27 protein-coding genes are annotated in these 25,269 nt (G+C 45.4%); 13 read left to right on the forward strand and 14 right to left on the reverse strand.

The features are described from left to right. Positions 1–68: 68 nt before the first annotated feature. Together truC and L1076_RS07980 are read right to left on the reverse strand one after the other, a co-directional pair. On the reverse strand, positions 69–836 hold the full coding sequence (gene truC / locus L1076_RS07975) for a tRNA pseudouridine(65) synthase TruC (RefSeq protein WP_105068580.1): 768 nt from the start codon (positions 834–836) through the stop codon (positions 69–71). 5 nt (positions 837–841) lie between these two features. Then, complete coding sequence (locus tag L1076_RS07980; protein ID WP_038864800.1) at positions 842–1,156, reverse strand: YqcC family protein; 315 nt, start codon at positions 1,154–1,156, stop codon at positions 842–844. 76 nt (positions 1,157–1,232) lie between these two features. On the opposite strand from L1076_RS07980, the gene L1076_RS07985 reads away from it, so the two are divergent. Together L1076_RS07985 and L1076_RS07990 are read left to right on the forward strand one after the other, a co-directional pair. Beyond that, complete coding sequence (locus tag L1076_RS07985; RefSeq protein ID WP_237303552.1) at positions 1,233–2,273, forward strand: DUF3549 family protein; 1,041 nt, start codon at positions 1,233–1,235, stop codon at positions 2,271–2,273. Positions 2,274–2,283: 10 nt separating this feature from the next. After that, the gene (locus L1076_RS07990) at positions 2,284–2,583 is read left to right on the forward strand and encodes a DUF3301 domain-containing protein (protein ID WP_039976952.1); all 300 of its coding nucleotides are present in this window, start codon (positions 2,284–2,286) and stop codon (positions 2,581–2,583) included. On the opposite strand, the gene L1076_RS07995 is transcribed toward L1076_RS07990, so the two are convergent. Next, entirely contained in the window at positions 2,543–3,028 is a 486-nt protein-coding gene (locus L1076_RS07995) for a GNAT family N-acetyltransferase (RefSeq protein WP_038864682.1), read from the reverse strand. The two genes, L1076_RS07990 and L1076_RS07995, sit on opposite strands and share 41 nt — an antisense overlap. 905 nt (positions 3,029–3,933) lie before the next feature. On the opposite strand from L1076_RS07995, the gene L1076_RS08000 reads away from it, so the two are divergent. The 3 genes from L1076_RS08000 to L1076_RS08010 all read left to right on the forward strand — a co-directional run bounded on the left by L1076_RS08000 (position 3,934) and on the right by L1076_RS08010 (position 5,485). Continuing rightward, a complete protein-coding gene (locus L1076_RS08000; protein ID WP_042600062.1) occupies positions 3,934–4,227 on the forward strand; it encodes a hypothetical protein in 294 nt (97 codons plus the stop codon). Further along, positions 4,224–4,667 (forward strand): YaiI/YqxD family protein, encoded by a 444-nt coding sequence (locus L1076_RS08005; protein WP_038864678.1) that lies wholly within the window; start codon positions 4,224–4,226, stop codon positions 4,665–4,667. The genes L1076_RS08000 and L1076_RS08005 overlap by 4 nt, the downstream gene beginning before the upstream one ends. 92 nt (positions 4,668–4,759) lie before the next feature. Then, the gene (locus tag L1076_RS08010; protein ID WP_237303477.1) at positions 4,760–5,485 is read left to right on the forward strand and encodes a MipA/OmpV family protein; all 726 of its coding nucleotides are present in this window, start codon (positions 4,760–4,762) and stop codon (positions 5,483–5,485) included. Positions 5,486–5,540: 55 nt separating this feature from the next. On the opposite strand, the gene L1076_RS08015 is transcribed toward L1076_RS08010, so the two are convergent. The 3 genes from L1076_RS08015 to L1076_RS08025 form a co-directional block, all read right to left on the reverse strand. Continuing rightward, entirely contained in the window at positions 5,541–7,127 is a 1,587-nt protein-coding gene (locus tag L1076_RS08015) for an AbgT family transporter (RefSeq protein WP_038864674.1), read from the reverse strand. A 228-nt stretch (positions 7,128–7,355) separates the two neighbouring features. Next, positions 7,356–7,481, reverse strand: coding sequence for a type B 50S ribosomal protein L36 (ykgO, locus tag L1076_RS08020; RefSeq protein WP_005380299.1), 126 nt, complete (start codon positions 7,479–7,481; stop codon positions 7,356–7,358). A 3-nt stretch (positions 7,482–7,484) separates the two neighbouring features. Then, positions 7,485–7,745 carry a type B 50S ribosomal protein L31 gene (locus tag L1076_RS08025; RefSeq protein ID WP_038864672.1) on the reverse strand — a complete coding sequence of 87 codons (261 nt, stop codon included), beginning with the start codon at positions 7,743–7,745 and terminating at the stop codon, positions 7,485–7,487. A 127-nt stretch (positions 7,746–7,872) separates the two neighbouring features. Here L1076_RS08025 and tsaA point away from each other — a divergent pair, with 127 nt between their 5' ends. The 5 genes from tsaA to L1076_RS08050 all read left to right on the forward strand — a co-directional run bounded on the left by tsaA (position 7,873) and on the right by L1076_RS08050 (position 11,756). Continuing rightward, complete coding sequence (tsaA, locus tag L1076_RS08030; protein ID WP_237303478.1) at positions 7,873–8,568, forward strand: tRNA (N6-threonylcarbamoyladenosine(37)-N6)-methyltransferase TrmO; 696 nt, start codon at positions 7,873–7,875, stop codon at positions 8,566–8,568. A gap of 110 nt (positions 8,569–8,678) precedes the next feature. Continuing rightward, the gene (locus tag L1076_RS08035) at positions 8,679–10,394 is read left to right on the forward strand and encodes a proline--tRNA ligase (protein ID WP_063344108.1); all 1,716 of its coding nucleotides are present in this window, start codon (positions 8,679–8,681) and stop codon (positions 10,392–10,394) included. A gap of 182 nt (positions 10,395–10,576) precedes the next feature. Next, entirely contained in the window at positions 10,577–11,245 is a 669-nt protein-coding gene (locus L1076_RS08040; protein WP_237303479.1) for a tellurite resistance TerB family protein, read from the forward strand. 113 nt (positions 11,246–11,358) lie between these two features. Then, entirely contained in the window at positions 11,359–11,565 is a 207-nt protein-coding gene (locus tag L1076_RS08045; protein ID WP_038864665.1) for a YaeP family protein, read from the forward strand. Next, on the forward strand, positions 11,565–11,756 hold the full coding sequence (locus L1076_RS08050; RefSeq protein WP_237303480.1) for a DUF4250 domain-containing protein: 192 nt from the start codon (positions 11,565–11,567) through the stop codon (positions 11,754–11,756). Before L1076_RS08045 ends, L1076_RS08050 begins: the two co-directional genes overlap by 1 nt. A 92-nt stretch (positions 11,757–11,848) precedes the next feature. On the opposite strand, the gene L1076_RS08055 is transcribed toward L1076_RS08050, so the two are convergent. Then, positions 11,849–13,213 (reverse strand): sodium-dependent transporter, encoded by a 1,365-nt coding sequence (locus L1076_RS08055; RefSeq protein WP_237303481.1) that lies wholly within the window; start codon positions 13,211–13,213, stop codon positions 11,849–11,851. A 359-nt stretch (positions 13,214–13,572) separates the two neighbouring features. Here L1076_RS08055 and L1076_RS08060 point away from each other — a divergent pair, with 359 nt between their 5' ends. Next, positions 13,573–16,113, forward strand: a complete 2,541-nt coding sequence (locus L1076_RS08060) for an Ig-like domain-containing protein (protein ID WP_237303482.1) — start codon at positions 13,573–13,575, stop codon at positions 16,111–16,113. Positions 16,114–16,190: 77 nt separating this feature from the next. On the opposite strand, the gene L1076_RS08065 is transcribed toward L1076_RS08060, so the two are convergent. After that, positions 16,191–16,934 carry a YggN family protein gene (locus tag L1076_RS08065; RefSeq protein WP_237303483.1) on the reverse strand — a complete coding sequence of 248 codons (744 nt, stop codon included), beginning with the start codon at positions 16,932–16,934 and terminating at the stop codon, positions 16,191–16,193. Between the two features lie 59 nt (positions 16,935–16,993). Beyond that, complete coding sequence (locus tag L1076_RS08070) at positions 16,994–17,473, reverse strand: GreA/GreB family elongation factor (protein WP_237303484.1); 480 nt, start codon at positions 17,471–17,473, stop codon at positions 16,994–16,996. Positions 17,474–17,564: 91 nt separating this feature from the next. Here L1076_RS08070 and L1076_RS08075 point away from each other — a divergent pair, with 91 nt between their 5' ends. Then, positions 17,565–19,490 carry a RecQ family ATP-dependent DNA helicase gene (locus L1076_RS08075; RefSeq protein ID WP_237303485.1) on the forward strand — a complete coding sequence of 642 codons (1,926 nt, stop codon included), beginning with the start codon at positions 17,565–17,567 and terminating at the stop codon, positions 19,488–19,490. On the opposite strand, the gene dinB is transcribed toward L1076_RS08075, so the two are convergent. Further along, on the reverse strand, positions 19,487–20,515 hold the full coding sequence (gene dinB, locus L1076_RS08080; protein WP_042603798.1) for a DNA polymerase IV: 1,029 nt from the start codon (positions 20,513–20,515) through the stop codon (positions 19,487–19,489). The two genes, L1076_RS08075 and dinB, sit on opposite strands and share 4 nt — an antisense overlap. 197 nt (positions 20,516–20,712) lie before the next feature. On the opposite strand from dinB, the gene L1076_RS08085 reads away from it, so the two are divergent. Then, positions 20,713–21,927: a diguanylate cyclase gene (locus tag L1076_RS08085; RefSeq protein WP_038864651.1), complete on the forward strand. Its 1,215-nt coding sequence runs from the start codon at positions 20,713–20,715 to the stop codon at positions 21,925–21,927. Between the two features lie 69 nt (positions 21,928–21,996). Here L1076_RS08085 and nqrM read toward each other — a convergent pair whose 3' ends face one another. From nqrM to nqrE, 4 genes are all read right to left on the reverse strand, one after another. After that, the gene (gene nqrM, locus L1076_RS08090) at positions 21,997–22,230 is read right to left on the reverse strand and encodes a (Na+)-NQR maturation NqrM (RefSeq protein ID WP_005427386.1); all 234 of its coding nucleotides are present in this window, start codon (positions 22,228–22,230) and stop codon (positions 21,997–21,999) included. 21 nt (positions 22,231–22,251) lie between these two features. Beyond that, the gene (locus L1076_RS08095; RefSeq protein ID WP_038864649.1) at positions 22,252–23,256 is read right to left on the reverse strand and encodes an FAD:protein FMN transferase; all 1,005 of its coding nucleotides are present in this window, start codon (positions 23,254–23,256) and stop codon (positions 22,252–22,254) included. Positions 23,257–23,411: 155 nt separating this feature from the next. After that, positions 23,412–24,635, reverse strand: coding sequence for an NADH:ubiquinone reductase (Na(+)-transporting) subunit F (nqrF, locus tag L1076_RS08100; protein WP_038864647.1), 1,224 nt, complete (start codon positions 24,633–24,635; stop codon positions 23,412–23,414). Positions 24,636–24,668: 33 nt separating this feature from the next. Next, positions 24,669–25,265: an NADH:ubiquinone reductase (Na(+)-transporting) subunit E gene (gene nqrE / locus L1076_RS08105; RefSeq protein WP_005436652.1), complete on the reverse strand. Its 597-nt coding sequence runs from the start codon at positions 25,263–25,265 to the stop codon at positions 24,669–24,671. Positions 25,266–25,269: the final 4 nt, after the last annotated feature.

The raw sequence follows: 25,269 nt of genomic DNA on the forward strand, positions 1-25,269 counted from the left end.
GGGGTTGGTATAGATACCACCCCCTTTCTTTTTGATTGAATCAAAGCGGAGCTCATCAAACTAACGGCTTATTGCACCAATGATTCATCCCACTCGAATCGTGCAAACAATTTTTGCCACGTTTCATCAATACCCGCTTTCATTACGATTTCTTGCTCGGTAAATGGGTGGACAAAACGTAACTCCGACGCGTGCAGCAACAAACGGTGAGAATCAAACTCTGTACGATACAACTTGTTATGCTTACCATCACCATGGCTGGTGTCACCGACGATAGGATGACGTAGGTGGGCCATGTGGCGACGCAGCTGATGCTTACGCCCTGTCTTTGGCTGCATTTCCATCAAGCAATAGCGAGTGGTTGGGAACTTACCTGTTGAATACGGCACCTCAACTTTCGCTAACGGTTTGTAGGCTGTCACTGCATCCTGCGCTTCTTTCTCTTGCGAAGCGAACTTATCGGCAATTTTATCGAGTTCGACTTTCAGAGCGTAATCCAGCAAGCCTTCTTCCTCGATCCAACCTCGGACGATCGCGTGATAGGTTTTCTCCATCTTATGTTCAGCAAACATCGGCATCACTTGCGATGCAACTTCACTCGACAATGCAAACACAAGCACACCAGACGTCGGACGATCCAGACGGTGCAAAGGAAACACATGTTGGCCAATTTGGTCGCGCAGCGTTTGCATCACGAAAACTGTTTCGTGTTTATCTAACCAACTGCGGTGCACCAACATACCTGCAGGCTTATTTACTGCAACAAAGTACTCATCCTGATAAACGATCTCCAATTCCACTGGAGTAACAACTTGTGATGTTTCTTGTTCTGACATTGAGATTACTTACATAGTTCGTCGATGGTTCGGATGGTTACAAGTAGCTCAGCATAATGTGGTTCTTGCTTCCAAGCTTCCGCGAAATACGGTTCGATAGAAAAGCCACGCGGCAAAGGCTGGTTACTTTCCACTAACGCGCGCATACGTGCAATAAAAATCCATTGTAACCACTCATGGGGATGCAGCGTATCAATCGCGAAAGGTTCTGTGCTCTGTAACGCTTCTGTCGTAGGCATGGTTTGTTGCCACAGCTCATAGTGCTGTAATTGCGCTTCAAGTTGTTGAAGTAAGTCGACCAATTGGATGTTTGTTGCCATTAATTCCGTCTCGAACCTTGAATTAGCCGAGAATGATACCATTTCTTGTGAAAAGAACATTAGGATGTCGTATTTAATGGAAAACATTCAAACCCTCACTCAGCTGTTAAATAACAGCCATTGTGAATATCAAATCTTCGACCTTGGTCGTCGTATCAAAACCATCGATGCACAAGTGTTTGCGGATGTGGAAAAAGGCCAGTGCCCTTACCCATTCCCAATGCAGCGTAAAGCGCACCTCGCGATCGCGTACTGGAACGAGCAAAAGCAGCCTTGGATTTGGTTTCTAAAATTTGAGCTGGATGAACGTGGTTTGCTAAAGCAATCCGATATCGGTAACTTCATTAAATACGTTGTAGAGGCGATGGGAACTCGTCTGAATGAGGAAATGTCGGAAGAGCAACAACAAAAGCTTTCTAACAACCCATATACTTTCAAACCCGCTGAAGAGAAGATGGCGGTATTTCATAGCCGAGTTCGCGCTAGTTTAGATTTACCCACCAGCCAGTATTACGAACATACTCAGCACTATTTCACTGGTGGTCTCGGTTGGGAAAACTGGCAAACCGTTGGTCTACAAGGTATTACGGATATGGCCGCACGCCTTGGCCAAGAGCAAAATGCGGTGACACTACGTAAGGCCTTAAACCATCTACCAAACGAACCACGTTACGCTCTGCTTGGTGCCCTAGAACATGTAGAACTGCAAGAGCGCCTAGCACAGCGTATTGCAGAACAAGCACAGCAAGAGATTGAAAGTGATGAGCCTGATCTGTTCCTATTATCTGCCTTAATCCGTGCTCTCGCAGGCGCATCGTCGGAAATTTCACTGCCAGTGTTAAACACAATTTTACAAAGCCCACGTTTAAGTCATCAAGAGGTCTTAATTGGTATCGCAGGCCGCACTTGGCACTTATTGGCTAATTCAAATGTCGCTGAGCAGTTTTTACTGCGCCTTGCTCAAACAGGCAACCAAGCACTCTTCAACCAATTATTTGCCGACTTAGTGATGCTGCCAGAACTAAGAATGGTTCTGCTACCTCTATTACACTCTAGCCCATCGGAAGAGCTAGCGACGGCATTAGTCAAATTGCAGCAAGCGACCAAGGGACAATAAAGGATTAGGGATGATTGGTGACTTACTAGCCATTTTAGGACTGTGCTTTTTCTGCTTTTTGTTTTGGCAACAAAGACGCCAATCAGAATTAGCGAAAGCGGCTATTACACGCAAATGCGAGCAACTTGATCTGCAATTGGTCAGCATCGCATTTGGTGCACATAAAATGAAAACGCCAGACGGAATCTGGCGTTGGCATACAGTGTATCAATTTGAGTTCTCATCTCTTGGTGACGATTGCTACCAAGGAGAGTTGACGATGATCGGGTTTAGGCCGCTGAACTTTCACCTACCGCCACATCGCTTGTAAATTCCATTTCAAAGTAAGGGCCGTATAGGTCCTTGCTTTCTCTTGTCTTTGTAAATCCAAGTTTTTCCAGTACTGCCATGGATGCTTTGTGATGACTATTCACATTTGCTTTGACTTTGTGTAGTCCAAGCTCACGGCACGCCTTCGGGAAAAACGCCTTTAGCGCTTCTGTTGCTAATCCTTTACCCCAATAAGCTTTATCAAAGATAAATCCCAGCTCTGGTTCATGCTCCAGATTCGAAATGAACACGTGTCCCATATAGTCACGACTGGTACTTTCAAGTACCGCCATACTGTAGACATTCTCATCATCCAGAATCTTCTCAAACAACTGTTTCGCAGAAGACACGGTATGTGGTCCATTCATCTCTGCGCGATTCTTAGCGCAGCAATTTAACATCACGAACTCTAGTTGCAACGACTCATTGTAGGGTAGAAGAAGCATTCTTCTGGTTACTATGGTCACATCTGTTCCTTGATTACAGCAAACTTAATTTATCCGCATAGCAGAAGCTCAAGAGCTATTCATTTGTTATGCGGTACATAACGCCTTTTAGAGAAGCCGAAAGTTAAACCAACTGATTGGAAAGGATATTGATCTGGATTGTTTTTTATTCAGTGTTATGAGGAATTTATAAATTATGTGATATTGACACTTTTAATTATCTGAAATTATGAAAGTGCAAAATAAGAAAGACCCCGACACTAGCGTATCGGGGTCATAGTCTTACTCGCAGCAGTCCGGCTACTAAATAGTGCTCCATGCATCATCCATAATAGTGGCTGATTCCGTCAGCTTAGTCCTTACGTCGCCGTCCTAGCGGTGTCCTTATCATCCTGATAGCTAACAATCCTCGTTAGCGCGCATCACTTGTTCCTTGAGCGGTGTCCATTGCATCTTCCTGATGCTGTCCTTACCTCAATCCTAAGAGGGGTCCATTGTCAATCCTTAGTCACCAACATCCTGTTGATGATTGTGTCCTTACAATGTCCTGCGCTCCGTGCTTGATCACTCATCCTGAATAATCAAATCGTCGTCCTGACGATGACCAAATCCTTGGTGCTTTCCTGTTCCATGTCTGCTTCCTGCCGACAAGGTTTAATTTACGCTTTTCCTTTTAAATCACAATCAGCCCAAGATATTCTTTTGTTTGAAAACTTAGTTAAAAAGATGTTAAGTCGTTATTTTTCAAAACCTTATGCCAACTAATTTCTTTTGTTCTGACGACGAAATCGTTTTCTCTCACAACCTCTGTGAGAGATCTCGCACAAGGGTCTGCCGAAATTGCCATTCGCTAATTTCAGCGCCTCAACGTATGATGACAGAAGTCATTGTAGTAGGGACAAAATATGTTAACTCAAGACGTCACTAAAGAGCTGGAAGCCGTGATGGAGCAGTTGCAACAGCAAGGTAAAGAGCCAACCGTTGCTCTGGTCAAAGCTCGAATGAAAACGCCTGTGCCTATGCCAGCATTAATCGCAACCATCAAAAGTTGGAAAAGCGCGAATCGCATTCCTAAAGTTGAAGTTGCGGTACAAACACCGAAAGAAGAAGATCGCATCACTGTTCTGGAAAACACGGTAGCTAAACTGGTGGCTCGTGTTGAAGAGCTTGAAGCCAAACTAAATGAGAAAACAGCATGAAATTATGGGTAGATGCAGATGCTTGTCCGAAAGTCATTCGTGAGACTATCGTACGTGCGGCTGAACGAACCGGTGTTGAGTGTACCTTTGTTGCAAACCACGTAGTTCCTGTACCAAAACGTGCCAATATTCACTCTCTGCAAGTGCCTGCCGGTTTTGATATTGCGGATAACGAAATTGTTCGTCGTGTCGAAGCCAATGATCTGGTGATCACATCAGATATTCCACTTGCAGATGAAGTCATTAGCAAAGGCGCATTGGCACTAAGTTCACGAGGCGAGCTTTACACGAAAGATACTATCAAAGCGCGACTCAATATCCGTGACTTTATGGATACCATGCGATCAAGCGGTATTCAAACGGGAGGGCCAGCAGCGCTGTCTCAAACGGAACGTCGCGAGTTCGCCAATCACCTCGACAGAATCCTCGCAAAACGGTAGGCATTCATTTTTACCCACGAAAATCGTCGCCATTGAAATGAGAACCTCAAAACTCCGTTCTTTGTTGTTATAACAAGAATGGAGTTTTATTTATGAACGCACGGATCGTCGTCCCCTTTTCATTACTTTTCTTTTCTACGACATTGCTTGCCAGCCAAGAACCCTTTGGCATTGTTGGCGGTAGTATCACCTCTGGCGAAAGCGCTTTTTCCGTCAAAGACACACCTCAGTTGGGTGCGACACCTAACTTGTTCTATTCCGGCCCTATCGGTTTTGTCGATGGTAGCTTAGCAAACTGGCAGGCGTTACCTTATGTGGGGCTATCAGCAAACTGGCGCTTCGCGGAAGTCTCCGATACGTTTGCCGATCTGCCAAACGGCATTGACGATCGTGATGAGAATGGTGAACTTGGTATTACTTTGGGCACTGTTGGCGCAAGATTGACTTATCTGCATGATGTCACCTCAGATCACAATGGTTACGAAGTTCAACTGCATCTCGGCCGGACACTAGAGACTTGGTTACCACCGTTTACCCTCACCCCCTTTCTAGAAGTCGATTACCGAGATAAAAAACTCTCTAACCATCTGTACAGTGTCTCTGCGCGAGAAGCGGCAGCATCAGGGCTAAGAGAATTTAAAGCCAATTCTACTTTTGTTTACCAAGCAGGACTTATTGGTCTTTATGAAGTCACACCATCTTGGATTGCAATCACCAAAGCAGAATTTATTCATCATGACAGTGACAGCACATTGATACAGCGTGATATAGGTTGGTCGTTAGAAGTCGGTCTAACCTATCGTTTCGCAGGTCTTTGAACGAAAAAAGCCTGCGATAAACGCAGGCTTTGATTGAGCTGAGTGAGGTTGCCTATTAAGGCGTGTAGTATGTCGCTGCACCTGGACCTACTGGTAGACCGAATACGAATACCCACAGGTAGAACAGCACACTCCAACCAACAAGGAAGACAATCGAGTAAGGCAACATGGTCGCGATCAGCGTACCGATACCTAGATTCTTCATGTAGCGCGTTGCTACCGCAAGGATAAGACCGAAGTAGCTCATCATTGGTGTGATGATGTTCGTCGTTGAGTCACCGATACGGTAAGCCGCTTGAATGGTTTCAGGAGCGTAACCGACTAGCATTAACATTGGTACAAAGATTGGTGCTGTTACTGCCCACTGTGCTGATGCTGAACCAATCATCAAGTTGATGAAGCCACACATTAGGATGAAGGCGAAGAACAGCATTGGACCAGTTAGACCAATTTCTTGTAGGAAGCTTGCGCCTGCTACTGCAAACACTTGGCCAAAATTCGTCCACTTAAAGAAAGCAACAAATTGCGCCGCGAAGAATACCAGTACGATGTACATGCCCATTGAAGACATTGACTTCGACATGGCATCAATGACATCACGGTCATTCTTCATCGTACCAACTACGCGACCGTACACAAAACCCGGTACCGCGAAGAAAACAAAGATAAACGCGACGATACTCTTCAAGAATGGAGAGCCCGCTACTGTGCCAGCGTCAGAACGTAGAACACCATCAGCAGGAACAATAGTCCATGCTAGTAGTGCAGACACTGCCAATACTGCGATACCCGCAAGCTTAAGGCCTTTTTTCTCTACGTCAGTTAGACCGCCCATCTTGTCTTGAGACAAGTCTTCAGCCGCTTCTTCGTCATTATATTTACCAAGTTTTGGTTCAACGATTTTCTCAGTAACAAATGCACCAGTAATCGCGATGAAGAAGGTAGAAACAAACATGAAGTACCAGTTTACTTCTGGACCAACAGAGTAAGTTGGGTCAATCATCTGTGCTGCTGTTTCAGTGATGCCTGATAGCAGTGGATCAACCGTACCGATAAGTAGGTTTGCAGAGTAGCCGCCCGATACACCAGCAAATGCAGCGGCAAGGCCAGCTAGTGGATGACGACCTAATGAGTGGAACAACATTGCTGCCAGTGGAATCAGTACCACGTAACCAAGCTCAGAAGCCGTGTTTGAAATGATACCAGCGAAAACAACGGTTACAGTAACCATGCGCTGAGAAGCGCCCATTACTAGGCCACGCATTGCAGCAGAAAGTAGACCAGAATGTTCTGCAATGGCAACACCAAGCATCGCAACCAAGACGGTACCTAACGGTGCGAAGCCAACAAAGTTTTTCACTAGATTTGTAACAATCAGCTGTAAGCCTTCAGCATTTAGCAAGCTTACGACTTGAATCATACCATCAGCAGCACGGCCAGGCGCACCCTCTGGGCGCGGATCGACAACGGAAACTTCAAAGTAACCAGCGATACCCGACATAACTAGGATTGCAAGACAGAAAATGGCGAAAAGTGTGATTGGGTGGGGTAAAAGGTTCCCCAAATATTCAACTGTATCTAGAAAACGCGTGAACAGCGGCTTCTTTGGTGAGTTTTGTTTCATTGAAGCAGATGAACTCATCTGTTCCCTCCTTGTATTTATTCCTGCGCATTTGTGACAAAAATGTCATAAAGCTTGCGCAGGGTACTCGACACAAGGGTTAAGTGAAAGTTCAAAACGTTACAGAATGTAACTCAAAGGCGGATTTATGACCCATTATCGATAAAAATATAGTTATATCACCCACATACAGATCATAAATCAGAATTATAAGTCACAACATCCCATAAATCGACACGATATTTATGGTTATTTCTGCACCGCCTTAAAGCGTGGGTTCGTTTTGCAAATAACGTATAAACGCCCTCTTCTTTTTACGATCTGACAATCTGGGTGACGGCTTTTTGCGCTCTTTAATGACTTAACAACCTTCATTTTTTACTCCTTATCTTTATTGAATTGACCAAAGCGGCGGTTGAAGTTCGCAATACGACCTTCAGCTTGTACGACACGTTGCTTGCCTGTGTAAAACGGGTGAGAGGCAGATGACACATCCAGTGTGAAATATGGGTAAGTCTTGCCGTCTTTCCATTCAATGGTGCGATCAGTCTGTAGTGTCGAACCAACAACAAAGTATTCGTCTACGCTGGTGTCATGAAATACTACAGGACGGTATTCAGGGTGAATGCCTGGTTTCATATTAAAATTTCCCTCTTGAAGAATTGTTATAATATAACATATCAATTAGGAGTTATTCTCAACAAAAAAGCAAGCGGAATTTTGTGGTACTTTAGTTTTCATCTTCCATGTATAAGACACCATATTCATGTATTCCATTGAGCCTATTGGCGTAATTGAAAGCCCATATAAAGAGAAGTTTGCGGTCCCTCGACAACCTCGCTTGGTGCCTGCGGCGCATTCACGTGTCAAACTTCAAGGCGCAGCAAATAGTCCAGAAGCCCTTCGTGGTTTAGAGCAGTTTTCTCATGTATGGCTACTGTTTTTGTTTGATCAGAACTTAGAAGCGGGATGGAAGCCCACCGTGCGCCCGCCTCGTTTAGGAGGCAATGAACGTATTGGCGTCTTTGCGTCACGTTCTACTTTCCGTCCCAATGGCATTGGCATGTCGGCAGTGGAAGTCAAAGGTATTAGCAAGAAAGGCGATCAGATCTATTTGGATCTTGGTAACGTAGACTTGGTCGATGGCACACCAATTGTTGATATCAAACCATACATCCCCTACTCAGATTCTATTGCAGAGGCACAAGGTGGTTACGCAGAAGAAGAACCCGAAACATCTCAAATCGGCTTTTCTTCAGCTGCACTGGCGGCACTCAAAAAGCGTAGCGATACTGAGTATGTCAAAACAGTGATCGAGCAAGTTCTGGCACAAGATCCTCGTCCGGCTTACAAGAAAAACAAGCCTGACAGTAAGGAATATGCGGTAAATTTGTTCGATCTGAACGTTAAGTTCACGGTTAGCGATAACTTAATAACAGTTACTGCGATTGAAAGCTTTTGACAAAGGCATTTGGCTGATATTATAAGCGGCTAACAATTTTCCCTTTGTGGGACCTCATGCTCCTGTCCATTCTGGCTTGAGTATCTAACTTTAATAAACGGATAAATTTAATGCGTACCAGTAATTATCTTCTTTCTACTCTGAAGGAGACTCCAAACGACGCAGAAGTAGTGAGCCACCAGCTCATGCTACGCGCGGGTATGATCCGTAAGCTGGCTTCAGGTCTATACACCTGGCTGCCTACTGGTCTACGTGTGCTGCGTAAAGTCGAAAACATCGTTCGTCAAGAAATCGACAATGCAGGTGCAGTCGAAACTTTGATGCCCGTTGTTCAGCCGTTTGAACTATGGGAAGAGACAGGTCGTTCTGAGAAGATGGGTCCTGAGCTACTTCGCTTTACTGACCGTCATACTCGTCCGTTTGTTCTTAGCCCTACAGCTGAAGAAGTGATCACTAGCCTTGTGCGTAACGAAGTGAGCTCTTACAAACAGCTTCCGCTAAACCTGTACCAAATCCAGACTAAATTCCGTGATGAACGTCGTCCACGTTTCGGCGTAATGCGTGCACGTGAATTCTGCATGATGGATGCATACAGCTTCGACATCGACAAAGAAGGTCTAGAGAAATCTTACCAAGCGATGCACGACGCTTACTGTAAAGCATTCGATCGCATGGGTCTTGAGTACCGCCCAGTACTTGCTGACTCTGGCGCTATCGGTGGTAGTGGTTCTCAAGAGTTCCACGTGCTTGCTGAAAGCGGCGAAGACCTAATCGCATTCTCTACTGAGTCTGATTACGCAGCGAACATCGAAAAAGCAGAAGCGGCAGCACCTGCAGGTGAGCGCGCTGAGCCAACTCAAGAGATGACGTTGGTTGATACGCCAAACGCGAAAACAATCGCGGAGCTTGTAGAGCAACACGGTCTAGCGATTGAGAAGACAGTGAAAACTCTATTCGTGAAAGCGTCTGATGAAGTAGATGCTGACATCATTGCTCTTATCGTTCGTGGTGACCACGAGCTAAACGAAGTGAAAGCAGAAAACCTACCTCAAGTTGCTTCTCCATTAGAGATGGCATCAGAAGAGGAAATGCGTGCACTGATCGGTGCCGGCGCTGGTTCTCTAGGCCCTGTTGGTCTTGAACTGCCATTCATCGTTGACCGCTCAGTTGCTGTAATGAGCGACTTCGGCGCAGGTGCAAATATCGACGGCAAACACTACTTCGGTATCAACTGGGGCCGTGACGTTGAATTAGGCCAAGTTGAAGATCTACGTAACGTAGTAGAAGGTGATCCAAGCCCATGTGGTCAAGGCACGCTAATGCTTAAACGTGGTATCGAAGTTGGTCACATCTTCCAACTAGGTAATGTTTACTCTCAAGCGATGAACTGTGGCGTTCTTGGTCCTGACGGTAAAAACGTTATCCTAGAAATGGGTTGTTACGGTATCGGTGTATCTCGTGTTGTTGCTTCTGCAATCGAGCAAAACCACGACAAATACGGCATCATTTGGCCAGACGCACTAGCGCCTTTCCAAGTGGCTATCGTGCCAATGAACATGCACAAGTCTGAAGAAGTGAAAGAAGCGGCTGAGAAGCTGTACGCTGAACTGACGGCTATGGGTATCGAAGTACTATTCGATGACCGTAAAGAGCGCCCAGGCGTAATGTTCTCTGATATGGAACTTATCGGCATTCCTCACACTATCGTGATCGGTGATCGTTCAATGAAAGAAGGCAACTTCGAGTACAAGAACCGCCGCTCTGGTGAGAAAACAGCGATTGCTATGGCAGACATCGTTGAACACATTAAAGCTCAACTGCAATAAGCTGCAATAAGCTGCAATAAGCACATTGTGCTGAATACAGAGTGATAAAAAGGGTTGGCTTCGGTCAGCCCTTTTTTACGTCTGTTTTTTAAGCCTTTTGGCCCTATCTAATATTGGCACTGTTAATCTTTGGTTCAGACTCATCACCTTACACTGGATTCAATCTAGTAAGGAGGTCATTCATGGATCTAAAAAGTCTTCTTAACCAAGCGCTCAAATCAGACCTAATCAAGCAAGGTACCGATGCGATTGGTAAACAAACCAGCAATATCAAATCTTCATCAAGCTCTAGCCAACTGAAAACACTTAGTGCCGGCGCGATTGGTGGCGGTCTTATCGGCATGTTAATGGGCTCTAAAAAGAGCAAAAAGATGGCCAAGAAAGTCGGTACAGGCGCACTCAAAGTCGGTGGCGCAGCGGCATTAGGTGCTCTGGCTTACAAAGTCTACAATGATTGGCAAGCGAAGCAGGACACACAGGGCGTCAACGAAAGCTTCGATCCTGATGACAACAAACATGCAAAACTGATCCTTAAAGCCATGATTGGTGCAGCCAAAGCCGATGGCCACGTCGATGAACAAGAAATGGCTCGCATCGAACAAGCACTGACAGAAATGGGCGCAGATGATCATGTAAGACAGTTGGTTCATCAAGAGCTGCATAAACCTCTCGATCCAGCAGAAATCGCGCGTTTAGCAACGTCGCCACAACAGGCATCAGAAATTTATCTGGCGTCGTTGATTGTGGCCGATGAGCAAAACTTTATGGAGAAAACGTATTTGCAGGAGCTTGCGAAGCAGCTCAACCTTTCTCCAGAGGTCACTTATCAGTTAGAAGCACAATTACAGTGATGAATGTTTGCTCAAGTTGCGTGTTAACTTGAGCCAAAACAATTCTCTGCTTTGAGTTTCAAAACGGCTATGTGTATATTTGAGAGCAGTTATCATTTCTTAAGGATTTAGCCATGCAAGTATACGGCTGTTGTGAATTAGTTCGTGAGCTTTACGCTCAAATCGGTAGTGGCGATCAAGGCTACATTCCTCAAGCGATCTCGTGTGCAGTAAAAGCGTTAAACGACATCGCTGCCGACGAATCCCTACCAAAAGAAGCTCGTGAAAAAGCCGCGTTTGCAGCAGCAAACCTGCTGATTTCAGATTTTGAGGATAAGTAATGAATCTGGCAAATTTTGAGTCCATGGATCCAATCATGTTAATGAGCATCCTCAATATGAAGCTGCGTGACGACTTTGCCGGTGATCTGGATAAGTTGGTCGTATTTTTTGATATCGACCGTGCTGCGCTTGAAGCAAAGCTGGCGACAGCAGGTTTCGATTTCTTACCTGATGCAGGTCAGTTCCGTTAATCGTGAGCCGAGACGGATAGCAAAAACACGAATAGAAAAAAGGGCTTGATGCATTCATCAAGCCCTTTTCTTTTATGTTTTGAGTCAGCTTATTAGCCGAACGAAGCCCAGATAACAGTCGCCACGAGAATCGGACAAACAAACTTCACGTATACAGGCCACAACTTACCAAACCAACCTTGGGTGAACTCAGGACAACCTTGTTCAAGCTCTTTGATTTTCGAGTGACGATTCCATACCCAACCACCAAATAGACAGAACAATAGCGCCGCCATAGGTTGTAGATATTGCGTTGCGATGGTCGCAACCATGCCAAACAGTGCACCGAAGTTAAATACGATAACCACACTGAACAGCGCAATCAGGCCACCTAATACCCAGCTTGTCGTGCTGCGTTTCGTGTTGAATCGCTCACCCACCAGTGCAACCGGACATTCAAGCATCGAGATAGATGAAGTCAGTGCTGCGATCGTCAGTAGTAAGAAGAAAACAATTGAGAATAGTTGGCCAAGCAAACCTAAGCTATCAAACATCAGCGGTAGAACTGTAAATACCAATGTATCTGAACTTAATAGCGAACCATCTTCTGCATAGATTTGAACGCCTTTTTGCATCGCAACGAACATTGCAGGCATCACCACTAGACCAGCAATAAAGGCAACTGCAGTATCGACCATAGTCACGTTCATCGCCATCTTCGGCAGGTTCTCTTTCTTACTTAGGTAAGAGCCATAGATAAGCATCGAACAGCCACCGATGGTCAGAGAGAAGAAGCCTTGGCCCATTGCGGCAAGGATTAGTTTGCGATCCCATACTTTCTCAAAATCAGGCACTAGGTAGTGCTTCAAACCTTCCATCGCACCGTTTTGCGTCATGATGTAGATGAACAGCAAACCGAACAGAACAAACAGTGCTGGCATTAGACGTGTAGACCACTTCTCAATGCCCTGCTTCACGCCGCCTTGTACGATCAAAATGGTTAATACATAAAATGTAATCGTACCGAACAAGTTGCGTTCAACGCTGAAGCCTTTCAACCATTGTGTCGCCGCTTCCATGCCCATGATGTCAGTCACTGCACCCAACATAAAGCAGATCAACCAGCCGCCTACAATCGAGTAAAACGCCAAAACCGCACTTGGCACACTCAGGCCAATCCAACCAACTAAGCCGCCAAGCTTCTTGCCCACAGGGTTGTATGTTAGAGAACGCATACTGTCTACTGGGTTTGCTTGACCATGACGACCGATCGCCATTTCAACCACCAGCATTGGGAATGCAACGATAAGAATCATCACCAAGTACACCAACAAGAAGGCACCACCGCCGTTACTTGCTGCTTGGGTAGGAAAGCCCCAAATGTTACCTAGACCCACTGCAGCACCTGCTGCCGCTAAGATGAATCCAAGGCGTGAGCCAAAATGCTCACGAGGCTGAGAAGAAGTTTGTTGTGTCATACCACTCACACAAAATATCAATGAACTAGCTGACTAGTACAGTATAGCAATATCTTCTACTCAACAAGAGTGATTAGGTTAATTACTCGACAATCAGATCAATTAGCAGACATTCAGTTTGTAAATTTCCACGTACATCTCATATTCGCCAAGTATCGTTTTTTGTCTTTTTGATGAATTTATAAATCAGCGTGAAGTGAGCCGAAAAATAATGAGCCGAGTTGTAAAGTACGAATAGTTCAACGTGATTTCGTGTTGAAAAGTGAAACATAACGCTTCGAATTTCTCTCCTGATGTCTATTTATCAACTAGTTATCTAATTAGTTCAACAGAACATCTTGTAACTCAAGGAGAGAAAAATGAAGGTCACGCTACTGCATGGTGCGGTCATCGCGGCACTCAGTGTCAGCTACCAAGCTCAAGCTTATAACTGCCAAAATTTATCAGCATGGGATGGTACCACCGTTTATAACTCTGGCGATCAAGTACGGACCCAAGGCGCAGCTTATGAAGCGGCCTATTGGACCCAAGGCAATAATCCGGTAAACAACTCGGGACCATGGGAGGCTTGGAAAGGCCTTGGGCAATGTGATGGTGGCGGTACAAACCTACCTCCAACAGTCTCATTCTCTTCTCCAACCGATAACGCACAGATACCAGAAGGCAGCGTAATCACTTTGTTAGCAAACGCCGCTGACGAAGACGGCCAAGTGGCTCAAGTCGAATTTCTTGCTGGTAACCAGACCGTTGCTGTTGTTACCCAATCCCCTTTCCAAGCTGACTGGACAGCAGTAGAGGGTGTCTCTCAGTTAACGGCAATCGCCACCGACAACGAAGGTTCGGTAACTACAACCAATGTCTCTATCTTCGTTCAACCACAAACCGAATTGCCACCTCCAACCGTTTCTCTAACGAGCCCAACAGGTACAGAAACACCAAGTGTGGGTGACACTATTTCGGTAACGGCCGATGCAGCAGACAGCGATGGTTTAGTCACCCAAGTTGAGTTCTTCGTAAACAACCAATCCGTGGCTGTCGATACTGCGGCTCCATATGAATATGTCTGGACGGCGGCAGTCGGTACTCATACCTTCAAAGCGCAAGCAACCGATGATTCGAACCTGTCAACCATGAGCCAAGAAGTCTCGCTCGTCGTCAGCGACTCTAGTTCTGGCGGTTGTGCAGACGCCGTGCCTTATGTGGCAGGTAACCGCTATGAAGCAGGTGCACTCGTCTCTAACCTCAACCAGAAATACCGCTGTGATGTTGCAGGCTGGTGTTCTTCTGATGCAGCCTGGGCTTATGAGCCGGGTGAAGGTTTGTACTGGCAGGATGCCTGGACTGGGCTAGGTACCTGTTCGACACCGCCTCAAGTCGCTATCACCGCACCAAGCGAAGGCCAAGTATTACTCGCTGGCGACAATGTTGAAGTCTCGGCGGATGCCAGCGATGCAGACGGTAACGTGACTCAAGTGGAGTTCTTCGCCAATGGCACCAGTTTAGGTGTGGTTGCTCAAGCACCATACTCAGTCTTGTGGAATGCAACGCTGATTGGTACCAATCAACTTAAAGCCGTTGCAACAGACAACGATAACAACACGTCCGAGTCTGTCGTTAACGTGACTGTGAGTGACCAAGATTTGGTGATTTCATTGACGTCACCGAGTGCTGGTCAAACCGTCGGTTTAGGTAAAAATCTCGTTCTAAGCGCGGATGCAACCTCACTAACCTCTGGCGTGAAACACGTCGACTTTATGGTGAACGGTGCCATTGTCGCAACCGACACGACAGCACCTTACTCGGCGAACTGGACACCTGCCGCGATTGGTAGCTTTACGGTAAGCGCTCAAGCCACCGATCTTGCAGGTACAATAGCGCTTTCTGATGCGGCATCGATTACGGTTGTTGAACAAACTGAGAAACGTCATAAGTTGATTGGCTACTGGCACAACTTCGTGAACGGTGCAGGCTGTCCTATCCGCCTCGCTGACATGTCTGATGCATGGGATGTGATTGATATTGCCTTTGCAGAAAACGACCGTAACAGCGATGGTACCGTGCACTTCAACCTGTACTCTGGTGACATCTATAGTGATTGTCCTGCGCTAGACCCAACTCAATTCAAGCAAGACATGGCCGCTCTGCAAGCTAAAGGTAAGAAGTTTGTTCTGTCTCTTGGTGGCGCAGAAGGCACAATCACGCTCAACACAGACCAAGATGAAGCAAACTTCGTTTCAAGTCTGACCGGATTGATTGCTGAGTGGGGTTTTGATGGTTTAGATGTGGATCTAGAAAGTGGATCTAACCTGCTGCATGGTTCGCAAATCCAAGCTCGTTTAGGTGGTGCTTTGTTGCAAATCGAGCAGAACATGGGCGGCGATATGTACCTAACCATGGCACCTGAGCACCCTTATGTACAAGGTGGCTACATTGCTTATAGCGGTATTTGGGGCGCATACATTCCTGTGATTAACGAAACACGCAGCACACTCGACCTGCTACACGTTCAGTTATACAACAACGGTGGCTTGCCAAACCCTTACTTACCAGGATCGGCACCAGAAGGCTCAGTGGATATGATGGTGGCGCAATCTAAGATGTTGATTGAAGGCTTTGAATTAGCAGACGGCACCATGTTTGAGCCACTGCGTGATGACCAAGTCGCGATTGGCTTGCCGTCGGGTCCAAGTTCAGCTAACTCAGGTCAGGCGCCAACACAGAACATCCTAGACGCATTAGATTGCTTAACCAAAGGCACTTCATGTGGCACAGTGAAACCAGCATTCAACTACCCGAACTACGCTGGTGTGATGACATGGTCAATCAATTGGGATGAACACGATGGCTTTAACTTCTCGAAACCAGTGGGCGATAAGTTAACTCAGATGAATGCGGAATAACTCGTATAGATACTGAATAGTACCCATGTAAAAAGAGCGCCGATAACAGGCGCTCTTTGTTATTTGTGTTTCGCGAATTAAATCGTGAAGACTTGGTAATCTTTTAACGCTGGGATCTTCTTCAGCAGATCTTGCTCTTCACCTGCCATATTATCCAGTGATTCACACAAATCTTCCGCTTGTTTTTCGACGTCTTTCGAATGCTCAGCTAAGCGTTCTTGTACCTTGGCTTGCAGTTCCGTCATGCTTTCAGACAGCGCAGTCAAGTTCAAACCACCGTCTTCTTTCATCTTGGCAGACAAAGCGTCAAATGCGCTGGTTAGGAATTCTTTGTTAAAGATTTCTTGTGCCTTTTCGAAGTCTTGTGACCATGATTCTGTCATCGAGTCAAAACTGTCAGCAGGCAGAATAAAATCACCGTCTTTGTAGTAACGGGCTTCTACATCGGCAAAGAAATCCTTTACCGCAACCTTAACGTTATCAAACGAATCAGGCGCATCAAGGCTTACTGCGATATCATCGATGATGTCATTTGCTAGGGCTAAGCCATCACTCGCCAGCTGTTTCGCTTGCGGAATATAAGCATTCATCTTCTCGCGGTAACTTTCAATTGCCGCTTTTTGATCATCGTCTAGCTCGATCATTTCACCTTTGATGAACAAGTTATTGTCTTCATCGACGACCGCTTTTTCACCATTGGCATGTACGATTTCTAAGTTCTGACCATCCATACGAACTTCGTTGTTAATATCAACGCGACACTGAGCTGCGTAGCCACTGGCACTGATAGTCAACAAGGAGAGCGTGAGCAGTTTCTTCATTACTTTCTCTTTTTCATGGTTATCCTGTTTAACTATAACAGCCACCTATGGGTGGGATGTCAGCAAATCGTCACGACTTCATAACAAGTTGTTTTATCGCCAATTTTCATCTCCACTTCCTCCCCTTCTTCTTTCCCCATCAAAGCACGACCAAGGGGGGATTTCGGCGTAAGAACAAACACCTCTTTGCCTTGCCATTCGACAGTCAATCCGCCAGAGCAAGGCCCTATAAAGAAAGCTTTTTCGATATCATTTTCGTCCACTAATTCAATATAAGCACCAACCGCGATACGAGCATCGACAAAATCACGCAACACAAGAGTGCGGTACTGGCGAAGCTCTTCTTCACTTTCTTGCACGCGCAAGGCCTGTCCATGCGCAAGATAAGATGCCTCAAGTGCTAGTGTATCGTATTTATGCTCAGGGACAGTTTCTTCATCTGTCGCGGCGTCAATTGCTCGTTGTGTAGAGGCGTGAGCAACTTGCAGCTTCTCTTCTAAGTGTTGAATGATAATTTGGACTAAGTCAGCTTTGTTCATACTTTTAGGGCGCGCATTAAGCATTTAGAATGTGGTAATTTAAAGAATCGTTTTCTGCGACAGTTTACCATCAAATAGAGGTTTCCCTATTATGCAAAGTGACCCACTTCAGCAAACACTTCAGTCTGTGTTTGGTTTTGATTCTTTACGATCAGGACAGCAACCCGTCATTGAAGCTGTGATGAGTGGTCATTCCGCTGCCGCAATATTTCCGACTGGCTCAGGTAAATCACTGTGTTACCAACTGCCCGCGACTTTGCTACCCAATCTAACGTTAGTGATCTCGCCGCTTTTGGCTTTAATGAAAGACCAATTAAGCTTTTTACAAAGTCGAGGGATTCCTGCAGCATCAGTGGACAGCAGCCAAAGTCGCGAAGAAACTCAACAAGTAATGGCGGGCGTAAAAAGTGGCAAGATTAAAATCTTGATGATCTCGGTTGAACGCTTGAAGAACGAGCGCTTTCGAGAGTTTATTCGTCAAATTCCTATCTCTTTAATGGTGGTCGATGAAGCGCACTGTATCTCTGAATGGGGCCACAACTTCCGCCCTGATTACCTCAAACTTCCGCAATATCAGCAAGACCTCAACATCAAACAATCTCTATTGTTAACCGCCACTGCAACCCCTGCGGTTATTGAAGATATGCAGAAGAAGTTCAATATCGCGAGTGAACACATTACAGTGACTGGCTTTTATCGCCCTAATCTTGATATCTCCGTTATTCCTTGTGAAGAAGCGAATAAGCCCACTCAACTTGGCGATCTTATTACGGCTGCACCAAAACTTCCGACCATCGTCTACGTGACACAGCAGCAAACCGCCGAGCAAGTGGCAAAGTCTTTGATCCATTTAGGCGTCAATGCACATGCTTACCACGCTGGCATGAAAAGCGAAATCCGCGAACAGATTCAACATCAATTTATGGCGTCACAAATTGACTGCATTGTCGCGACCATCGCGTTTGGTATGGGAGTCGATAAATCCGACATTCGCCGAGTAATTCACTTTGACTTACCCAAGTCAATCGAGAACTACGCGCAAGAAATTGGACGTGCAGGGCGTGATGGCGAGCGTTCAGAATGCATTTTACTTGGGAATACTTCGGGCTTAACCGTCCTAGAAAACTTTGTGTTTGGTGATACCCCAGAACCGAGCTCAATTCATTATGTGTTGGAGCAAATTCGCGAGCATGCTCCTCAATGGGAAGTAATGGCTTTGCGTTTATCTCGAGACAGTAACATTCGTCAATTGCCATTAAAGACACTGCTAGTTTATTTGGAACTCGCCCAAGTTATTACCGCAAAATACAGTTATTTTGCTGAATATCGCTTCAAGTTTTTGCAAGATCAGCAATTCATTCTCAACCAATTTCACGGTGAACGTCGCCAGTTTATTGAGGCTATTTTTACCTGTTCGACAAGGGCCAAAGTTTGGTGTCAGGTTGATTTGGAAGCGCTGTGGATGCATTACCAATCGGAGAGAAGTCGAGTGGTTGCGGCTTTGGATTACTTCCATCAAAACGGCTGGATTGAGCTGGAAAGCAAACAACTAACAGATGTGTATTCTGTCCTTCCAGAAACTCAAAGCCAAGACGGACTCGCTCAGCATTTGGTTGAATTATTTCAATCCAAAGAACGCAAGGATATTGAACGTATCCATACCATGCTGAATTTATTCCAATCTGACGATTGCTTGAGTCATCAACTGGCCCATTACTTCGCTGATCACAATGCACCGACGCAATGTGGTCATTGCTCAGTATGTCGCGGGCACGTCGCTACGTTTCCAAGCTCTCAAAATGAAATACCTGAACTCACTCACCTATCAGCAAGGATTAACGAATTCATCCAACTATCACCTACCGCCCTCAGTAATGCAGCGGTTTCTCGCTTTTTATGTGGCATTAGTACGCCACTTATCACTCAGTTAAAAGCGAGTAAACTGCAAGGTTATGGAGCAATGGCGAATGTCTCTTTCGAGCAAGTATTGAAACAAGTGGAAATCGCTCGATCCTAGAAAAAGCTCAATTGACGAGCTTGTGCTTCGGGCTTGAGCATCACACTCAAGCCCAGCAAACGAATTTCTCGACCATTTTGGCGTTTAAGAATATCACGCAGCAGCACCTTGAAATCCTCTAGTTCCAACTGGGGATGAATGTGCTCAATCGTAGTAAGCTGAAAGTCAGCAAACTTGAGCTTGATGCCTTGCTTGATGATCGATTTATCTGGATTGGCTTTCTCTAGCCGTTTTTCTAATTCTGGGTAGAGTTTTTCTTCTATTACTTTCCAGCATTCATCGTAAGTCGAGATGTTCTCGCTAAACGTACGCTCAACACCAACTGATTTACGTTCACGCTCTACCACTACTTCACGATCGTCAATACCGTGACTGCGTTTCCATAACGAAGCACCTTGACGCCCGAACTGACGCAGCAGTTCACGATAGTCACTGTTTTTAATATCTTCACATAAGTAGAACCCAGCTTGATGAAGCTTCTCCAAACTGACTTTGCCTACTCCAGGAATTTTTTCGAGTGGAAGTTTGTCCACCACCTCCTGAACTTTATCCGGCGGGATCACAAACTGACCGTTTGGCTTATTCATGTCAGAGGCTACTTTGGCAAGAAACTTAATCGGTGCGATACCCGCTGATGCGGTTAATCCCAGTTCAACATGTATATCGTGGCGAATCGATTCGGCAATTAAAGTTGCAGAGCCTCGACATGCTGATGAGTCCGTGACATCGAGATAGGCTTCGTCTAAAGAGAGAGGCTCGATGATTTGCGTGTAACGCTCAAAGATGGCACGAATCTGCTGAGAAACTTGTTTATACACGTGCATACGCCCCGGAACCACAAGCAGGTTCGGACATAGTTGTAATGCTCTTGCGGTTGGCATTGCACTGCGTACACCAAACTTACGTGCTTCGTAATTGCACGTGCTGATAACGCCTCTCTGCTTTTCATGCCCACCAACCGCAAGGGCGACTCCCCGATAATTTGGGTTATCGCGCATCTCAACGGCAGCATAGAAACAATCCATATCAACGTGAATTATTTTTCTTATTCTTTCAAGCACGATCTACACACAAAACAAATACTGTTTAAAAAAACAGTATAGCCATAAATAGCCGCTTTGAAAATAGTGTTATCTGGAGTCAATAATCTGAATTATTGATAGCACTGTATTCACATTTCGTTATTATTGATGCAAGTAACACTAAAAGTAGGGACACTTCTTTGAGTAAGAAAATACTGGTTGTCGAAGACAGTCGCGCCTTTAGAAATTATTTGCATCAAATCTTAAGCCAAGCTGGTTATGAAGTGCTTGCCGTAGAGAGTTTTGAAGAAGCTAAATCCTTTTTGATGAATGAACATGACTTATTATGTGCCGTTCTCGACTATTGTTTGCCGGACGCACAGGATGGAGAGATCATCGACCTCCTCCTTGCTTGTAAACATAAGGTCATTGTGCTGACAGCCATGTTTCAGGAAGATATTCGAGAGCAAATGTTGGCAAAAGGTGTATTGGACTACATCCTGAAAGACAGCATGGCATCTGTCTCTTATCTTCTGCCATTGCTTAAGCGCTTGACCAATAACCAGCACCACAAATGTTTAGTTGTTGATGATTCGATGACCGTTCGTCACCATGTTGTTCAGCTATTAGAACATCAATATATTCAAACGCTTCAAGCCGAAAATGGACAAAAAGCCATTGAGCTCATCGAGCAAAATCCCGACATCACCTTGGTTTTGACAGATCATGACATGCCGGTAAAAGACGGCATCACTATGATCCGAGAACTGCGCCAAAAGCTGGATAAAAACCAACTGGCTATCCTAGGCATCTCTGGCAGTGACGACCACACCATGACCGCACGCTTTCTGAAGGCTGGCGCTAACGACTTTTTATATAAACCCTTCAACCAAGAGGAATTTTTCTGTCGTGTCCATCAAATCTTAGACATGAAAGAAGCGACTACCGAATTGTTCCGGATGGCCAACCAAGATTCATTAACTGGCTTATGGAATCGTCGATTTTTATTTGGTCAAGCTTGTTGCGGATGTGAACAGCGCAACATCGCGATGCTAGATATCGATTTCTTCAAAAAGGTGAATGATAATTACGGGCACGACGGCGGGGATGCAGCCTTGGTGATGGTAGCGAATATCCTGAAGATCTATTTCCCAGAAGACGTGATTGCACGCTTTGGTGGTGAAGAGTTCTGTATACAATCTTGTGGCAGTTATGATGAATTCGTCAATCGACTGGAACAAATGCGTCAACGTGTAGAGAAAACACCCGTACCTTATCAGGACGAGAGTATTCAAGTAACGATTAGCGTTGGAGTATCAAACATCGACGGCAACCTTGACCAACAGATTAAGGTAGCGGACGACCGGCTGTATCAAGCAAAAGGGAATGGCCGAAATCAGACCATTTACCAGTAACGAACATTCACTGCTCAGAAAAAATAAAACCCAGCGCGAAGCTGGGTTTTTCTGTTTAGGATTCACATATTAAGCAATGCGATCTTTTTCCCATGCAGCAAGTTTTTCAGCACGTAGTGCTTCACGAGCTTCACGCTTTTTACGCGCATCACATGGTTCAGGACAGTTACATACCTTCTCGATGCCTACCGCACCAAGACCACCACAACTGCCTTTCACTACCTTCTTCTGGAAGATGTAGCCAACTGCCATCGCGGCAATCACCGCAACAAAGACAGCAAAAGTAATTAGAAATGTACTCATTGGGACATGCTCACTAAGTTGTTATTTCTTCATGAACGGCTTGTATGCTTCCGAAGCCAGTTCTTTAAAACCATCGTCCGTTTTCACAATCATGAAAACTGGGATGTTATTTTCATTCGCGATTTCCATGCCTTTGTCTTCACCTAGCACCATAATACCAGTAGCAAGGCCATCAGCTGTCATCGACGACTTATCCAGTACCGTTACAGACACTACCTTATGATGAATAGGTTTGCCTGTTTGAGGATTGATGATATGAGAGTATCGCACACCATTGCTCTCAAAGTAATTACGATAGTCACCGCTTGTTGCAATTGCCATATCACCAGGCTCAATAATTTCTTGGATTGAGCGCTCATCAACAGTTGGCTTTTCAATCGCGATGCGCCATGGCACACCTTCGCGGTTAAGGCCTTTCAAGCGCATCTCACCACCAACTTCCACCATATAGTTGTGAATGCCTTGAGAGTGCAAGTAATCGGCTACTACATCCACCCCCCAACCTTTCGCAATAGTCGATAGGTCCACGTATAGGTTCGGGATGTCTTTTGACATCTTGTTACCTTCAACGGAAAGATGATGAATGCCAGTATTCGCTTTGCGTGCTGCCAGTTCTTCATCTGAAGGCACCACATCAGGGCGCGCTTCAGGGCCAAACCCCCAAAGATTAACCAATGGTCCTACCGTTACATCAAGTGCACCTAAAGTAAGACCGTTAAGACGAATCGCTTCTTTCACTACCGTAGCGGTTTGTGGCGAGACTTCAAACGGTTCACTGGTTTGATGCTGATTAAATCGACTCAGCTCTGAATCTTCACGGTATGTCGACATTTGATCGTTCACTTCTTCAAGTAAGCGATCAATCTCTGCCTGCAAGACATCTGGTTTTGGTAAACCATCTTGCTCGATGTATTTGATGTTATAAGTCGTACCCATTGTTGGGCCACTTAGGTGAATTTGATCTGCTGGTTGGTCACAGCCAGCTAAAACCAATAGAGAAGCGAATGCAACAAGCCATTTACTCACTTGTTTACTCCTATTGTTGTTAAATTGATATGGAAAATGGGTTCTCTTGAGATAAACCGATTTCCTATAGCAACTGTTGAATATCATTTTGTATTTTACAAAAAAGAATGGCTAGCTCTTAGAGAGCTAGCCATAGATTCAATCACTTAGAGGGATTAACCACCGAAGTCATCTAGTAGGATGTTTTCATCCTCTACACCTAGATCTTTTAGCATGCCGATTACAGCAGCGTTCATCATAGGTGGACCACACATGTAGTATTCACAATCTTCTGGTGCTTCGTGATCACGTAAGTAGTTCTCGTAAAGAACATTGTGAATGAAGCCTGTGTAACCATCCCAGTTATCTTCTGGCATAGGGTCAGACAGAGCACAGTGCCATACGAAGTTATCGTTGTCAGCCGCTAGGCCATCAAAGTCTTCTACGTAGAACATTTCACGCTTAGAACGTGCACCATACCAGAATGACATCTTACGCTTAGAGTGCAGACGTTTTAGCTGGTCGAAGATATGAGAACGCATTGGAGCCATACCTGCACCACCACCAACGAATACCATTTCAGCGTCAGTGTCTTTCGCGAAGAACTCACCGAATGGACCAGAAATCGTACACTTGTCACCTTCTTTTAGAGACCAGATGAACGATGACATGATACCAGGTGGTACGTCTGGGTTGTTCGGCGGCGGAGTCGCGATACGAACGTTAAGCATGATGATACCGTGTTCTTCTGGGTAGTTAGCCATAGAGTACGCACGGATCGTTTCTTCGTTTACCTTAGACTCGTAGCGGAACAGGTTAAATTTATCCCAATCACCACGGTACTCTTCAGGTACATCGAAGTCAGCGTATTTAACGTGGTGAGCTGGCGCTTCAATCTGGATGTAACCACCAGCACGGAAAGGTACTGATTCGCCATCTGGGATTTGTAGCTTAAGCTCTTTGATGAATGTTGCTTTGTTATCGTTAGAGATAACTGAACATTCCCACTTCTTAACGCCGAAGATTTCTTCAGGAAGCTCGATGTCCATGTCAGTTTTCATTGCAACTTGACATGCTAGACGCTCACCTTCACGTGCTTCACCTTTAGTAATATGGTCAAGCTCGGTAGGTAGGATGTCGCCACCACCTGATTTAACTTTTACGCGACACTGACCACATGAGCCACCGCCACCACAAGCAGAAGATACGAATACGCCAGCACCAGCTAACGCAGATAGTAGCTTACCACCTGGTTGTGTAACGATCGCCAGTGAAGGGTCATCGTTCACAGAAATTGTAATGTCACCTGTTGGTACAAGCTTAGACTTAGCGAAAAGAATCACTAGTACTAGCGCAAGTACGATCAGAGTAAACATCACTACACCAAGAATAATGTCCATTGACTATTCCTTAATTAATGCGGTTTACCCGACTTACAGTTGAACACCAGAGAAAGACATGAAGCCTAACGCCATCAGACCTACAGTGATGAACGTGATACCAAGACCACGTAGACCAGGAGGTACGTCTGAATACTTCATCTTCTCACGGATACCTGCAAGAGCAACGATTGCTAGCATCCAGCCCACACCAGAACCGAAGCCGTAAACAACAGATTCAGCAAAGTTGTAGTCACGTTGTACCATGAAAGATACACCACCGAAGATCGCACAGTTTACTGTGATCAGCGGTAGGAAGATGCCAAGCGCGTTGTACAAAGGTGGGAAGAAACGGTCAAGAACCATCTCTAGAATCTGTACAAGTGCCGCAATTACACCGATAAAGGTGATGAAGTTTAGGAAGCTAAGGTCTACGCCCTCAACTAACGCGTTCTCTTTTAGAACTAGGTTGTAAACTAGGTTGTTCACAGGAACCGCGATAGTAAGTACTACCACTACTGCAACACCCAGACCAAAAGAGGTCTTAACTTTCTTAGATACGGCAAGGAAAGTACACATACCTAGGAAGAAAGACAGTGCCATGTTTTCGATGAAAATCGATTTAACTAGCAGACTGATGTAATGTTCCATGACG

Origin of the sequence: Vibrio sp. MMG023 (genome assembly GCF_021654215.1) — a bacterium.
Classification (GTDB): domain Bacteria; phylum Pseudomonadota; class Gammaproteobacteria; order Enterobacterales; family Vibrionaceae; genus Vibrio; species Vibrio jasicida.